The sequence below is a fragment of the Variovorax raffinosi genome (assembly GCF_051216615.1).
Classification (GTDB): domain Bacteria; phylum Pseudomonadota; class Gammaproteobacteria; order Burkholderiales; family Burkholderiaceae_C; genus Variovorax.
Genome location: NZ_JBPJZR010000023.1, coordinates 38,190 through 51,483 on the forward strand (window position 1 = coordinate 38,190; position 13,294 = coordinate 51,483).

The 13,294-nt window shown below is 66.7% G+C and carries 10 protein-coding genes and 1 pseudogene; 7 read left to right on the forward strand and 4 right to left on the reverse strand.

All coding sequences use genetic code 11. The annotated features are described in order from the left end of the window. Nucleotide 1 precedes the first annotated feature (1 nt). On the forward strand, nucleotides 2-2,011 hold the full coding sequence (gene dnaG / locus ACSFB7_RS36845; protein ID WP_435477284.1) for a DNA primase: 2,010 nt from the start codon (nucleotides 2-4) through the stop codon (nucleotides 2,009-2,011). Nucleotides 2,012-2,193: 182 nt separating this feature from the next. Here dnaG and ACSFB7_RS36850 read toward each other — a convergent pair whose 3' ends face one another. Then, nucleotides 2,194-2,466, reverse strand: coding sequence for a hypothetical protein (locus ACSFB7_RS36850; protein WP_435477285.1), 273 nt, complete (start codon nucleotides 2,464-2,466; stop codon nucleotides 2,194-2,196). Here ACSFB7_RS36850 and rpoD point away from each other — a divergent pair. From rpoD to ACSFB7_RS36865, 3 genes are all read left to right on the forward strand, one after another. Next, nucleotides 2,459-4,663 (forward strand): RNA polymerase sigma factor RpoD, encoded by a 2,205-nt coding sequence (rpoD, locus tag ACSFB7_RS36855; protein ID WP_435477286.1) that lies wholly within the window; start codon nucleotides 2,459-2,461, stop codon nucleotides 4,661-4,663. The genes ACSFB7_RS36850 and rpoD overlap by 8 nt on opposite strands. A gap of 93 nt (nucleotides 4,664-4,756) precedes the next feature. After that, on the forward strand, nucleotides 4,757-5,992 hold the full coding sequence (locus tag ACSFB7_RS36860) for a multidrug effflux MFS transporter (protein ID WP_435477287.1): 1,236 nt from the start codon (nucleotides 4,757-4,759) through the stop codon (nucleotides 5,990-5,992). A 22-nt stretch (nucleotides 5,993-6,014) separates the two neighbouring features. After that, the gene (locus ACSFB7_RS36865) at nucleotides 6,015-7,151 is read left to right on the forward strand and encodes an HPP family protein (protein ID WP_435477288.1); all 1,137 of its coding nucleotides are present in this window, start codon (nucleotides 6,015-6,017) and stop codon (nucleotides 7,149-7,151) included. A 143-nt stretch (nucleotides 7,152-7,294) separates the two neighbouring features. Here ACSFB7_RS36865 and ACSFB7_RS36870 read toward each other — a convergent pair whose 3' ends face one another. From ACSFB7_RS36870 to ACSFB7_RS36880, 3 genes are read right to left on the reverse strand one after another with little or no spacing between them, the layout of a single operon-like run. Beyond that, nucleotides 7,295-8,281, reverse strand: coding sequence for a tripartite tricarboxylate transporter substrate binding protein (locus ACSFB7_RS36870; protein ID WP_435477289.1), 987 nt, complete (start codon nucleotides 8,279-8,281; stop codon nucleotides 7,295-7,297). Between the two features lie 39 nt (nucleotides 8,282-8,320). Continuing rightward, nucleotides 8,321-9,529 carry a CaiB/BaiF CoA transferase family protein gene (locus tag ACSFB7_RS36875; RefSeq protein WP_435477290.1) on the reverse strand — a complete coding sequence of 403 codons (1,209 nt, stop codon included), beginning with the start codon at nucleotides 9,527-9,529 and terminating at the stop codon, nucleotides 8,321-8,323. Beyond that, on the reverse strand, nucleotides 9,526-10,494 hold the full coding sequence (locus tag ACSFB7_RS36880; RefSeq protein WP_435477305.1) for a hydroxymethylglutaryl-CoA lyase: 969 nt from the start codon (nucleotides 10,492-10,494) through the stop codon (nucleotides 9,526-9,528). The genes ACSFB7_RS36875 and ACSFB7_RS36880 overlap by 4 nt, the downstream gene beginning before the upstream one ends. 122 nt (nucleotides 10,495-10,616) lie before the next feature. Here ACSFB7_RS36880 and ACSFB7_RS36885 point away from each other — a divergent pair, with 122 nt between their 5' ends. From ACSFB7_RS36885 to ACSFB7_RS36895, 3 genes and pseudogenes are all read left to right on the forward strand, one after another. Further along, a complete protein-coding gene (locus tag ACSFB7_RS36885; RefSeq protein ID WP_435477291.1) occupies nucleotides 10,617-11,534 on the forward strand; it encodes a LysR substrate-binding domain-containing protein in 918 nt (305 codons plus the stop codon). Nucleotides 11,535-11,657: 123 nt separating this feature from the next. Further along, nucleotides 11,658-12,551, forward strand: a pseudogene (locus ACSFB7_RS36890) (MBL fold metallo-hydrolase); the annotation flags it as partial. Further along, nucleotides 12,545-13,285 carry a DsbA family protein gene (locus tag ACSFB7_RS36895; RefSeq protein ID WP_435477292.1) on the forward strand — a complete coding sequence of 247 codons (741 nt, stop codon included), beginning with the start codon at nucleotides 12,545-12,547 and terminating at the stop codon, nucleotides 13,283-13,285. The pseudogene ACSFB7_RS36890 and the gene ACSFB7_RS36895, both read left to right, overlap by 7 nt. The last annotated feature ends 9 nt before the right edge of the window (nucleotides 13,286-13,294 follow it).

A 13,294-nucleotide genomic window follows, 5' to 3' on the forward strand; every position in this document is an offset into this window, starting at 1 on the left:
CATGACCATCCCCGCTTCATTCATCCAGGAACTCATCGCGCGCGCCGATGTGGTCGAAATCGTCGGCCGCTATGTGCCGCTCAAGAAGGCCGGCGCCAACTTCATGGGCCTGTGCCCGTTCCACGGCGAGAAATCGCCTTCCTTCTCCGTCAGCCCGACGAAGCAGTTCTATCACTGCTTCGGCTGCGGGGTGCATGGCAACGCCATCGGCTTTCTGATGGAGCACGCGGGCATGGGCTTCGTCGAGGCGGTGCACGACCTCGCCGGCCAGTACGGCCTGCAGGTGCCCGAGGACGACGCCTCGCCCGCCGAACGCGCCCGCGCCGCCAGCCAGCGCCAGAAGCAGGCCACGCTGAGCGACGTGCTCGAAAAGGCCGGCGACGCCTACCGCAAGCATCTGCGGCAGGCGCCCGGCGCCATCGAATACCTGAAGGGCCGCGGCGTCTCGGGCGAAGTGGCCAAGCAGTTCGGCATCGGCTATGCGCCGGCCGGCTGGCGCGCGCTGGCCAGCGTGTTCCCCGACTACGACGATCCGCTGCTCGCCGAAAGCGGGCTGGTGATCGTCAACAACGAGGAAGGCCAGCTCAGCGAGAGCGAAGCCAAGCGCTACGACCGCTTCCGCGACCGTGTGATGTTCCCGATCCGCAACGTCAAGGGCGAATGCATCGGCTTCGGCGGGCGCGTGCTCGGCGACGAGAAGCCCAAGTACCTGAATTCGCCCGAAACGCCCGTGTTCAGCAAGGGCCGGGAGCTTTACGGCTTGTACGAAGCCCGTTCCGCTTTCCGCGACCGTGGCTATGCGCTGGTGACCGAGGGCTACATGGACGTGGTCGCCCTCGCCCAGCTCGGCTTTCCGAACGCGGTGGCCACGCTCGGCACGGCCTGCACGACGGAGCATGTGCAAAAGCTCTTCCGCTTCACTGAATCGGTGGTGTTCAGCTTCGACGGCGACGCCGCCGGCCGTCGCGCTGCCCGCAAGGCGCTCGATGGCGCCCTGCCCTATGCGACCGACGTGCGCAGCATCAAGTTCCTGTTCCTGCCCGCCGAGCACGACCCCGACAGCTTCATCCGCGAACACGGCGCCGAGGCCTTCGCGCGTTTCGTGACCGAGGCCACGCCGCTGTCGCGCTTCATGCTCGAAGCCGCCCGCGAAGGCTGCGACCTGACCACCGCTGAAGGCCGCGCGCACATGACCAGCAACGTGCGCCCGCTCTGGGGCGCCATGCCCGACGGCGCGCTCAAGCGCCAGTTGCTGAGCGAGATCGCGACCATGGTGCAGCTCGATGCGCCGGCGCTGTCGGAACTCTGGGCCTCCACGCCCGGCCCGCGCAAGGTGGCGGCACCCGCACAACAGCAGCCGCGCCACAGCGAACCCAGCCAGGGCGGTGGCGACGACTACTACCCGGACATGCCTCCGCCGCAGGAGTACGAGCCCCCGAGCTACGAAAGCAACAGCGCGCCGCGCAAGTTCGTCAAAGGCAAGGGCAAGCGCTGGGGCGGAAAGTTCGAAGAACCCATCGAACCGCTGCGCGGCCGTGGCAAGCCGCCGAGCCGGCCCGACGTGGCGGTGCGACTGCTGCTGTCGAACATGGCGCAATGGGATGCGCTCTCGCACGAACTCCATCTGATGCTGTGCGACCTGCCCGGCTCGCACGGCGCGCTGTTCACCTGGCTCGACAGCCAGTTGCACGAGCATGGCATCCAGCCCTGGGCGGCGCTGCGCGAAGGCATGCGCGGGCTGGATTTCGAGGCGCTGGCCGAGCGGCTGATGAACATCTCCGAAGCCGGCCCCGTTCCCGAAGGCGAGGAAGAGCAGCATCTGGCCGATGCCGCCAAGGAGCTCACCAGCGTGCTCGATTTCATGCTGGACGACCGCCTCAAGGCCCAGCAGAGCGAGGCCATCGCCGCCGTTGGTAAAGACCCCAAGGCCCTGGAGCGCTACAAGGCGCTCGAGGCGCGGCGGCTCGAATTGCGTAACCGCTTGCGTCCGTCCGGTACAGAAACTGCTTGAAATTTCCGCAACACGCTATAATGTAGGGCTTTGCAACTGGCGAAATCCAGGCAAGAGCGACAGCAGCACCTCCGGGCCGACCCCTAGCGCAACGCACTCCAACGGTAAATTCCGGCGGAAAGGGTCAATAACCGCAAGGACTGCATACCAAATGTTCGCCCGACATCTTGCCTGTTGAGGAATTACTTCCTCTTTCCCAATTGTTTTGTCCGTGCCTGTGCACGGGCTGTGGTGGCGTTGTCCAAAGGATGACGCGCCTGTGATCCCGCTTGTCTTTTCTTGCCGTAACGAGGTCGTATGCCCAGTTCAAAGAAGCCTGCCATTTCACTTGCCAAAAGCGTCGCCACCAAGCCCGCAACAGAAAAACCGTTGAAAGCCGGCGTGAAGCCAGCAACTAAGACGGGTGCCGCCGCGTCCAAAGCGGCAGCCGCAACGAAAGTGAAAACCGTGCCCACGAAATCGACCTCTCTCGACGATCCCAAAAAAGCTGCCGCCAAGACGGTTGCTGCCGCCCCCGCCGCCAAGAAAGTCGGCCGCCCGCCCAAGGCCGCCGGCGCAGCCGCGCCCGCCACCGGCGCCAAGCGCGGCCGCAAGCCCAAGGCCGGCAATGACGCTCCCGAGAGCGACGTCGATCTGTCGGACATCGAAGAAGACCTGGCCGGCGACGAGCCGGCGGCTGCAACGACCACCGAAGAGAAGGTCAAGCCGCTGCGCATGAAGATCAGCAAGGCGAAGGAACGCGCCTTGATGAAGGAGTTCGGCCTCGACGAGACCGTGCTCTCCGAAGAAGACCTGGCCAAGCGCCGCTCGCGCCTGAAGACCCTGATCACGCTGGGCAAGACCCGCGGCTACCTCACGCACGGCGAAATCTCCGACCACTTGCCCGACAAGCTGGTCGACGCCGAGACCATGGAAGTCGTGGTCACCATGCTCAACGACATGGGCGTGGCGGTGTACGAGCAGACGCCCGACGCCGAAACCCTGTTGCTGAACAACACCGCGCCCACCGCCACCACGGTGGAAGAAGCCGAGGAAGAAGCCGAAGCAGCCCTGTCCACGGTGGACAGCGAATTCGGCCGCACCACCGACCCCGTGCGCATGTACATGCGCGAAATGGGCACGGTCGAGCTGCTGACCCGCGAAGGCGAAATTGAAATCGCCAAGCGCATCGAAGGCGGCCTGATGGCCATGATGGAAGCCATTTCGGCCTCCCCCGCCACCATCGCCGCGATCCTCGAGATGGCCGCAACGATTCGTGAGGGCAAGGTCGTCATCTCGACCATCGTCGACGGCTTCTCGAACCCCAACGAGGCCGACGACTACGTGGCCGAAGAAGACTTCGACGAATTCGACGAAGAAGACGACGACGACGGCAAGGGCGGCTCCAAGGCCCTGACCAAGAAGCTCGAAGAACTCAAGCGCGAAGCGCTCGAGCGTTTCGACCGCATCGCCGGCATGTTCGAGAAGGTCCACAAGATCTACGACAAGGAAGGCTACGGCACGCCCGCGTACACCAAGACCCAGGAGTCCCTGTCCGAAGAGCTGATGACCATCCGCTTCACGGCCAAGACCATCGAGAAGCTGTGCGACCTGGTGCGCACGCAGGTCGACGACGTTCGCAAGAAAGAGCGCGAACTGCGCCGCATCATCGTGGACAAGTGCGGCTTCCCGCAGGACGAGTTCATCCGCGACTTCAGCGGCTACGACAAGAACGGCAACCGCATCGCGTCGAACCTGCTGAACCTGAAGTGGGTCGAAAAGCAGGCCGCCGCCGGCAAGCCCTGGAGCGCCGTGCTCGCGCGCAACATTCCGCCAGTGCAGGAACTGCAGCAGCGCCTCACCGACATCCAGTCGCGCGTGGTGGTGCCGCTGACCCAGCTCAAGGACATCAACAAGCGCATGAACGAAGGCGAATCGTCTTCGCGTGACGCCAAGAAGGAAATGATCGAGGCCAACCTGCGCCTCGTGATCTCCATCGCAAAGAAGTACACCAACCGCGGCCTGCAGTTCCTGGACCTGATCCAGGAAGGCAACATCGGCCTGATGAAGGCGGTCGACAAGTTCGAATACCGTCGCGGCTACAAGTTCTCGACCTACGCCACGTGGTGGATCCGCCAGGCCATCACGCGCTCGATCGCCGACCAGGCGCGCACCATCCGCATCCCGGTGCACATGATCGAAACCATCAACAAGATGAACCGCATTTCGCGCCAGCATCTGCAGGAGTTCGGCTTCGAGCCCGACGCCGGCATCCTGGCCGCGAAGATGGAGATTCCTGAAGACAAGATCCGCAAGATCATGAAGATCGCGAAAGAGCCGATCTCCATGGAAACGCCGATCGGCGACGACGACGATTCGCACCTGGGCGACTTCATCGAGGACAGCAGCAACACGGCGCCTATCGAAGCCGCGATGCAGGCTGGCCTGCGTGACGTGGTCAAGGACATCCTGGACTCGCTCACCCCGCGCGAAGCCAAGGTGCTGCGCATGCGCTTCGGCATCGAAATGTCGACCGACCACACGCTGGAAGAAGTCGGCAAGCAGTTCGACGTGACCCGCGAACGCATCCGCCAGATCGAAGCAAAGGCGCTGCGCAAGCTCAAGCATCCGTCGCGTTCGGACAAACTGCGCAGCTTTATTGATACGCTCTAAGCCGGTCTCCCGGTATTTCTCTGACGAGGAGGCGCCCGCAAGGGCGCTTTCTTTTTGGGCCTCGAAGATAAAAACAATGGAGCGCAAGACCTCATGAATCCCGATGCAGACAAGCTCTGGCAAGCCCCGCGCTGGGCGCTTGCCGTGTTGCTCGCGGTGCTGGGCATGCTCGGGCCCTTTTCCATCGACACCTACATCCCGGCGTTCTCGGGCATCGCGCGCTCCATCGGCGCGACGCCGGCCGAGATGCAGCAGACGCTGTCGGCCTACCTGTTCGGCTTCGCGTTCATGAACCTGTTCCACGGCGCGCTGTCGGACAGCTTCGGCCGCCGGCCGGTGGTGCTGTGGGGGCTGGCGGTGTTCACGCTGGCCTCGCTGGGCTGTGCGCTGTCGCAGAACATCACGCAACTGGTGCTGTTCCGTGGCCTGCAGGGCCTGTCGACCGGCGCCGGCATCGTGGTCTCGCGCGCAGTGATCCGCGACATGTTCCCGCCGGCCGAAGCGCAACGCGTGATGAGCCAGGTCACGATCTATTTCGGCGTTGCACCGGCCATCGCGCCCATCGTGGGCGGCTTCCTGTTCGTGCATGCGGGCTGGCATGCGATTTTCTGGTTCCTGGTGGCGGTGGGCGTGGTGCTGTTCGTTGCCAACTACAAGCTGCTGCCGGAGACGCTGCACAAGGACCATCGCCAGCCGTTCCAGGTGGGCCACCTGATGCGCGGCTACCGCGAGCTGTGCTCCGACCCGCGCTTCCTGCTGCTGGCCTTCGCCAGCGGCGTGCCCTTCAACGGCATGTTTCTCTACGTGCTGGCCGCACCGGCCTTCCTGGGCGACCACCTCGCGCTGCAACCCCAACAGTTCTTCTGGTTCTTCCTGCTGACCATCGGCGGCATCATGCTCGGCGCGCGCGCCAGCGGGCGCATGGCCGGCAAGGTGGCGCCCAAGCGGCAGATACGCGACGGCTTTCTCATCATGCTGGTGACCTCGGTGGTCAACGTGGTGGCCAACACCTTCTTCCACGCGCACGTGGCGTGGGCGCTGTGGCCGCTCGCGGTGTTCGCCTTCGGCTGGGCGCTGATGGTGCCGGTGGTCACGCTGCTGGTGCTCGACCTGCACCCCGAGCGGCGCGGCATGGCCTCGTCGCTGCAGGCCGTGATCGGCTCCACCGCCAACGGCGTGGTGGCCGGCGCGATCGCGCCGCTGGTGATGCATTCGACGCTCGCGCTCGCGCTGACTTCCATGGGCATGCTCGTCATCGGCCTGGTCGCCTGGGTCTGGCTGCACGGTCGCTGGCCCGACATCGGGCGCCGGGTGGCCACAGAAGGCTGAAGCGGCGGAAGGCACGGGTTCGATGCGCCGCCTCGGTTCCTCATTCCTGAACTACGCGCGTGCCTGGCTGCCGGGCCGCACGACCGTCGATGCCCGCGAGCGCCTGCGCGCCGTGGGCGGCGCGGCACTCGGCCTGCTGGTCACCGCGCTGCTGTGCCGCTGGATCGCCGGTGCGATGGGTCACAACGCCGTCTGGCTGATCGCACCGCTGGGCGCCAGCGCCGTGCTGGTGTTCGCGGTGCCCGCCAGCCCGCTGGCCCAGCCCTGGTCGGTCATCGGTGGCAACACGCTGTCGGCGCTGGTCGGCATTGCCTGCGCAAATTGGATACCTGACCCGGCCTGGGCCGCCGCCGTTGCGGTCGGCGGCGCCATCGGCCTGATGTTCGCGGCGCGCTGCCTGCATCCGCCCGGCGGCGCGGCGGCGCTGCTCGCGGTGCTGACGCACACGACGCATTTCTCGTCGGCGCTGTTCCCCTTCCTCACGAACTCGGTGTTGCTGGTGCTCGTGGGCGTGGCCTACAACTCACTCACCGGCCGGCGCTATCCGCATGTGCAGGTGGCGCGCCCGCCAGCCGCCGACGCCCGCTTCAGCCAGGCCGACATCGACGCGGTGCTGAGCCGCTACAACCAGGTGCTGGACATCAGCCGCGACGACCTCGAATCGCTGATCCGGGAGACCGAACTCGAGTCGTACAAGCGGCGCCTGGGCACGCTGAGCTGCGCGGACATCATGTCGCCCACGCCGATCTCCGTGGAGTTCGGCACGCCGCTGCAGGAGGCGTGGGCGCTCATGCACGAACGCCGCATCAAGGCCCTGCCCGTCACCGACCGCACGCGCCGCGTGGTCGGCATCGTCACGCAGGCCGACTTCTTCCGGCAGCTCGACCTGCAGCACCACGAAGGCATCGCCGGCAAGCTGCGCGACCTGATCCGCGCCACCCGCACGGTGATGTCGAACAAGCCCGAAGTGGTCGGCCAGATCATGACGCGCCAGGTGCGCGTGGCCAGCGCCGACCGGCCGGTGGTCGACCTGGTGCCGCTGTTCTCCGAGGGTGGGCATCACCATATTCCGATCATCGACAGCGAGAAGCGCCTCGCCGGGATGATCACGCAGTCGGATTTCGTGCGGGCGCTCTACCGCGCCGTTGGGCCGGCGTAGGCATTCAGGCCCTTCGTGCATTTCCCCACCCCTTCCGGGGAAGGGGTGAGGGGCACGACAACCTGCACGACGACACAGCGCCTTATCGAAGGCCGCTTGCCCCCATCCCCGCCTTCCCCCGGAAGGGGAAGGAGCAAAGCGCTTCATTCCAGAACGACGTTCGCCTTCTTCACCAGCGCCGCATACCGCGCCGCCTCGCTGCGGAAATACGCCGCCGCCTGCTCGGGCGACGTGGGCTTGATGATGTTGCCCTGCCTGTCCATCGCCTCGCGCACGTCGGCACTGGTGAAGGCCGCGACCACCGCGTCGTGGACGCGCTGCACGTCGGCTGCCTGCATCTTCGGCGGCCCGATCACCGCGAACCAGCCTTCGACCGCATAGTTCGGCAGCCCCTGCTCCGCGATGGTCGGGATGTCCGGCACGGCCGGCGAGCGCACCGCACCGCACAGGCCGATGGCGCGCAGCGCCCCGCTCTTGATGTGCTGCTGCACCGCCGGCAGCGCGATCACCCCCATCTCGACCTGCCCGCCGATCATGTCGGTCATCATCGGCCCGGTGCCCTTGTACGGAATGTGCCGCGCCTTCACACCGGCCTCGTCCATGAACATCTCGTCGGCCAGGTGCAGGATGGTGCCGTTGCCCGACGAGGCGTAGTTGTAGGCACCCGGCTTCGCGCGCAGCAGCGCGATCAGCTCCTGCACGTTCTTCGCGGGCAGCTTCGGGTTGGCCACCAGCACCAGCGGCGTCGCGCCCACCACGCTGATCGGCGTGATGTCGTTGATGGCGTCGAAGGGCATCTTCTTGAACACGCTCGGGTTGATGACATGGTTGTTCGACACCATGCCCAGCGTGAGCCCGTCCGGTGCCGCCTTGACGACGACAGAAGCGCCGGTGATGCCGCCCGCGCCGGGCAGGTTCTCGATGACCACCGGCTGGCCGAAGGATTTGCCGAGTGCGACGGATGCGGCGCGCACGATGGTGTCGACACCCGAGCCTGCGCTGATCGGCAGGATGAATCGGATGGGTTTGTCGGAGCCCTGCGCAAGCGCGGGACATGCCGCCAGCGCGGCGGCTACTGCGCCGAAACCCAGGGCGGCACGGCGGTTCATCATGGGAAGAATCCGGGTCATGGTGTTGTCTCTCTTTATGGTTTTGAAGAATCTCTGCGCTCAGCCCACGGCCGCATCGACGTGCAGCGCGTCCACCTGCGCGTCGCCATAGCCAAGCTCGGCCAGCAGCTCGCGGGTGTGCTCGCCCAGCGTCGGCGGATTCAGGCGCACGCCAAGGCGCTGCCCGTCGAGCGTGATCGGGAACAGGGTCGTCTGCGCCATCTGGCCGGCGCGCTCGCCGTCCGGCAGGCGGATGTCCGCCAGCCCGCCGGTGGCCTTCAGGTGCGGATCGTCGTACAGGTCCTCGGGCCGGGTGATCGGCGCAAAGGGCAAGCCGTGCGCCTCGAAGATGGCGGACAGCTCTGCCGCCGAGCGGTCGGCCAGCCGCAGCCGCAGGTCCGCCAGCAGCGTGGGCCGCAGGCGCACCCGGTCGTTGTTGGTGCTCAGGGCTGCATCGGTCTTCAGATCATTGAAGCCCAGCGCGTCGCAGAACACCTTCCACTGCGCGTCGCTCACCGCAGCCAGGAAAATCTGCTCGCCGTCTTTCACGGTGAACACGTCGTACAGCGCCCAGGCCGAGATGCGCTCGGGCATCGGCGCCGCCGCCTGCCCGGTGATGGCGTACTGCATCATGTGCTGGCCGACCAGGAACACGTTGTTCTCGAACAGCGCCGATTGCACCTCCTGCCCCCTGCCCGTCTCGGCGCGCTGCATCAGCGCGGCAATGGCGCCGATGGCGCCGAACATGCCGCCCATGATGTCGTTCACGCTGGTGCCCGCGCGCAGCGGATCGCCCGGGCGGCCGGTCATGTAGGCCAAGCCCCCCATCATCTGCACCACCTCGTCGAGCGCGGTGCGATGCTCATACGGGCCGGGCAGGAAGCCCGTGTGGTTCACGTACACCAGGCGCGGGTTGAGCTTGCCGAGCGCGGCATAGCCCAGGCCGTACTTGTCCATGGTGCCGGGCCGGAAGTTCTGCGCCACCACGTCGGCGGTGGCGCACAGGCGAAGCGCCGCTTCGAGCCCCTGCGGGTTGCGCAGGTCGAGTGCAATGCTCTTCTTGTTGCGGTTGAACATCGGAAAGAAACCCGCGCCCGCGCCCAGCAGGTGCCGCGTGCGGTCGCCCTCGATCGGCTCGACCTTGATGACTTCCGCCCCCAGGTCCGCCAGCACCATGCCGCAGGTCGGGCCCATGACCATGTGGGTGAACTCGACCACGCGGATGCCGGTGAGCGGCAGGCGTCTTTCTTCGGTCGGCGCCGCGCTCATGCCGACACTCCGGCCGTGGGCACGAAGGTCTTCGGGAAGCCCGCTCGCCACACGGTGCCCTGCAGGGTTTCGCCGTCCAGCCAACCGGCCACGCGCTGGCGCAACTCGAGCAGCCGGGGCAAGTCGACGCCGGTCGCGACGCCCATGCTTTCGAGCATGAAGACCAGGTCTTCCGTGTCGACATTGCCGCTGGCACCGGGCGCATGCGGGCAGCCGCCGATGCCGGCCAGGCAGGCATCGAAGCGCGTGATGCCGACCTCCAGCGCGGCATAGACATTGGCGAGCCCCAGCCCGCGCGTGTCGTGGAAATGGCCGCACCAGAGCCGGTCGCCCGCGATGCGCAACGCGCGCTCGAACAGGCTGCGAACCATCGCGGGATCGGCATAGCCGACGGTGTCGGCAAGGCTGACACGATCGGCGCCCGCATCGAGCAGCGCCTGCATCAGCCGCAACGCCTCGTCGAACGCGACATGGCCCTGGATCGTGCAGCCGAAGGCGGTGCCGACGCCGCCTTCGATCAACGTCTTCGAGCCCGCCGCATCGCGCGCGGCCCGGATGCGGCCGACCTCGGCCACCACCTCGTCGGGCGTCTTGCGCAGGTTGGCAAGGCTGTGCGCGTGGCTAGCCGACAGCGGCACGACCATCAGGTCGGCCTCGCCCTCGATGGCCCGCAATGCGCCCTTCAGGTTGGGCACCAGCACCGACGCGAAAAGCCCCGGCAGCGTCTTCGCATACGCCAGCAATTCGGCCGTGTCCGCCAGTTGAGGCAGCAGGTGGGCGGGCACGAAGGAGCCGACTTCGATCTCGCGCTGCCCCGCCGCATGCGCGGCGCGAATCCATTCGCGCTTGTGCGCCGTGGGCAGCACGCGCGCAATGCTCTGGAGGCCATCGCGCAGCCCCACTTCACGAACAACCGCGCGCGGCGGCAAGAAGGCATGCGTGGCAGGCGCCCCAAAAGCTTCGATCAAAAGACTGTCTCCGTGGGTGATTTGCCGCCGATATTAGGATTTCCCATCAGATTCAGAAGGTAGATTTTGGAAGCCGATCAGTTCCAAAATGGAACACCACATCCACCCACCGGACGCGCATGAGAGACCTCGACCTGATCACCCTTCGCCTGTTCGTCTCCGTCTGCGAAACGCGCAGCATCGCGCGCGCCGGCGAGCAGGCCAGCATCGTCGGCTCGGCGATCAGCAAGCGTCTGGCGCTGCTCGAAGAAACGGTCGGCACGCCCCTGCTGCTGCGCAGGCGCCGCGGCGTGGTGCCGACGCCGGCCGGCGAAACACTGCTGGAGCACGCCCGCGCCATGCTCGGCAGCGCCAACCGCATCGAGCGCGACATGGCGGCCTATGCCGGCGGCGCGCGCGGGCATGTGCGCATCCTGGCCTCGGCCTCGGTGATGGCCGAGTCGCTGGCCGAAGACGTTGCCGACTTCCTGCAGGACCCGGCGCACCGCAACATCCGCGTCGACATGGAAGAGCGCGTGAGCCCGGAGATCGTGCGCGGCATCCGCGAAGGCAGCGCGTCGATCGGCCTGTGCTGGGACGCCGCCGACCTCGACGGGCTGGAGTCGCGCGGCTACCGCACCGACCACCTGGCCATCGTCGCGCACCCCTCGCACCCGGTGGCGCAACACGGCCACGTGCGCTTCGAGCAGGTGCTCGACCATGAATTCGTCGGCATGCCCGCGCTGAGCGCCGTGCAACTGATGCTGGCGCGCGAGGCGGCGGTGGCAGGCAAGCCGATGGTGCACCGCGTGCTGGTGTCCAACTTCGACGCGGCACTGCGCGTGGTGCGGGCCGGGCTGGCGATCAGCGTGGTGCCGGCGGAAGTGGCGCGGCCCTTCACCGACGCCTACGGCCTGCGGCTGATGCCGCTCACCGATGCCTGGGCGCGGCGCCGGTTCGCGATCTGCTTTCGCGATGAAGCAACGCTTTCGCCCTCGGCGCGGTTGCTGGTCGCGCACCTCGAACGTCGCGCGACCGATGCACCTTTGGCTCCCTGATTCGTCCGAAAAGAGAAACTATCCGTTGCGATGAAGCGGGTTTTTATTTCGTTTCCCGCAACCTAACATTCGGGACTCATCGACGCTGTCACGCATTCCACCTTCCAACGAAAGACCATCATGTTGTTCCGCAGAGCCCTTCTTTCCGCCGCTGCCCTCGCCGCCACGCTGAGCCTCGCCCCGCTGGCCGCCCAGGCCGCCGAGCCGCTCAAGCTCGACGTGTACAACCCCGGCGCCAAGTCGATGTTCCCGGTGTCGTCCGAGCTGGTCACCGGCCAGACCGACGCCGTGCTGATCGACGCGCAGTTCCAGCGCAACGACGCCGAGGCGCTGGTGCAGAAGATCAAGGCCAGCGGCAAGAAGCTGACCACGGTCTACATCAGCCACAGCGACCCCGACTACTACTTCGGCCTCGACGTGATCCAGGCCGCCTTCCCCGACGCGAAGATCGTCGCCACGCCGCAGACCGTGGCCGCCATTCAAGCCTCGAAGGACGGCAAGCTCGCGCACTGGGGCCCGATCCTCAAGGACAACGCACCCAAGGCGTTGGTCGTGCCAGAGCCGCTGGCCGGCGACAGCCTGACGCTGGAAGGCCGCAAGATCCAGATCGTCGGGCTCGACGGCCCCACGCCCGAACGCAGCTTCGCGTGGATTCCCTCGCTCAAGGCGGTGGTCGGCGGCATTCCGGTGTCGGCCAACATCCATGTGTGGGTGGCCGACACGCAAACGCCCCAATCGCGCCGCGACTGGATCAAGACGCTGAACCGCATCGAAACCCTGCACCCCAAGACCGTGGTGCCCGGCCACTACCTGCCGAACGCCAACGGCTCGGCGCCGTACACCGTCGCTTCGGTGAAGTTCACGCGCGACTACCTGAAGGCCTTCGAGGTGGAAGCGAACAAGGCCAAGGACTCGGCCGCGCTCATCGCCGCGATGAAGAAGCGCTACCCGAAGCTGGAAGACGCCTCGTCGCTCGAGTTGGGCGCCAAGGTCATCAAGGGAGAAATGAAATGGCCGCAGTGAACGACGCCGCGAACGCCGTCACGCTGCACTACATCTTCGATCCGCTGTGCGGCTGGTGCTATGCCGCCGCGCCGCTGGTCGAAGCGGCGCGCGGCGTGCCGGGCCTGAAGGTCGAGTTCCACGGCGGCGGCATGATGACCGGCGCCAACCGGCGCCCGATCACGCCGCAATGGCGCGACTACGTGATGCCGCACGACCGGCGCATCGCCGAACTCACCGGCCAGCCGTTCGGCGAAGGCTACTTCGAAGGGCTGCTGCGCGACACGGGCGCGGTGATGGACTCCGAACCGCCGACCACTGCGGTCCTCGCAGCCGAGGAGCTGCGCGCGGGTGGCGGGCTGGACATGGCGCATCGCCTGCAGCACGCGCACTATGTCGAAGGCCGCCGCATCGCCGATGCGGATGTGATCGCGGCGCTGGCCGTCGAACTCGGCTTCGATGCCGATGCTTTCGCTGCTTCGTTCAAACAGCTTTCGGGCGAAGCGACCGCGAAGCACATCGCCGAGAGCCGCCAGTTGCTGCAACGCGCGGGCGGCCAAGGCTTTCCGACTTTCGTGCTGACGCAGGCCGATGGCAATGCGGGGCGCGTCGACATCGGCCCCTGGCTGGGCCGCGCGGAGGAGTGGGAAGCGAAGCTGGCCGAGTTCGTCGGGCCATCGCAGGCGCCGCCCACGGCAAGCGCCGATGCGACGCCGCCGATGTGCGGCCCTGACGGCTGCGCGATCTGAAGGCTTCGT

Excerpts from the sequence above, each read along its gene's own strand:
- dnaG (WP_435477284.1), top strand. The coding sequence starts at position 2 with ATGACCATCCCCGCTTCATTCATCCAGGAACTCATCGCGCGCGCCGAT.
- ACSFB7_RS36860 (WP_435477287.1), top strand. The coding sequence starts at position 4,757 with ATGAATCCCGATGCAGACAAGCTCTGGCAAGCCCCGCGCTGGGCGCTT.
- ACSFB7_RS36865 (WP_435477288.1), top strand. The coding sequence starts at position 6,015 with ATGCGCCGCCTCGGTTCCTCATTCCTGAACTACGCGCGTGCCTGGCTG.
- ACSFB7_RS36870 (WP_435477289.1), bottom strand. The coding sequence starts at position 8,281 with ATGACCCGGATTCTTCCCATGATGAACCGCCGTGCCGCCCTGGGTTTC.
- ACSFB7_RS36875 (WP_435477290.1), bottom strand. The coding sequence starts at position 9,529 with ATGAGCGCGGCGCCGACCGAAGAAAGACGCCTGCCGCTCACCGGCATC.
- ACSFB7_RS36885 (WP_435477291.1), top strand. The coding sequence starts at position 10,617 with ATGAGAGACCTCGACCTGATCACCCTTCGCCTGTTCGTCTCCGTCTGC.
- ACSFB7_RS36895 (WP_435477292.1), top strand. The coding sequence starts at position 12,545 with ATGGCCGCAGTGAACGACGCCGCGAACGCCGTCACGCTGCACTACATC.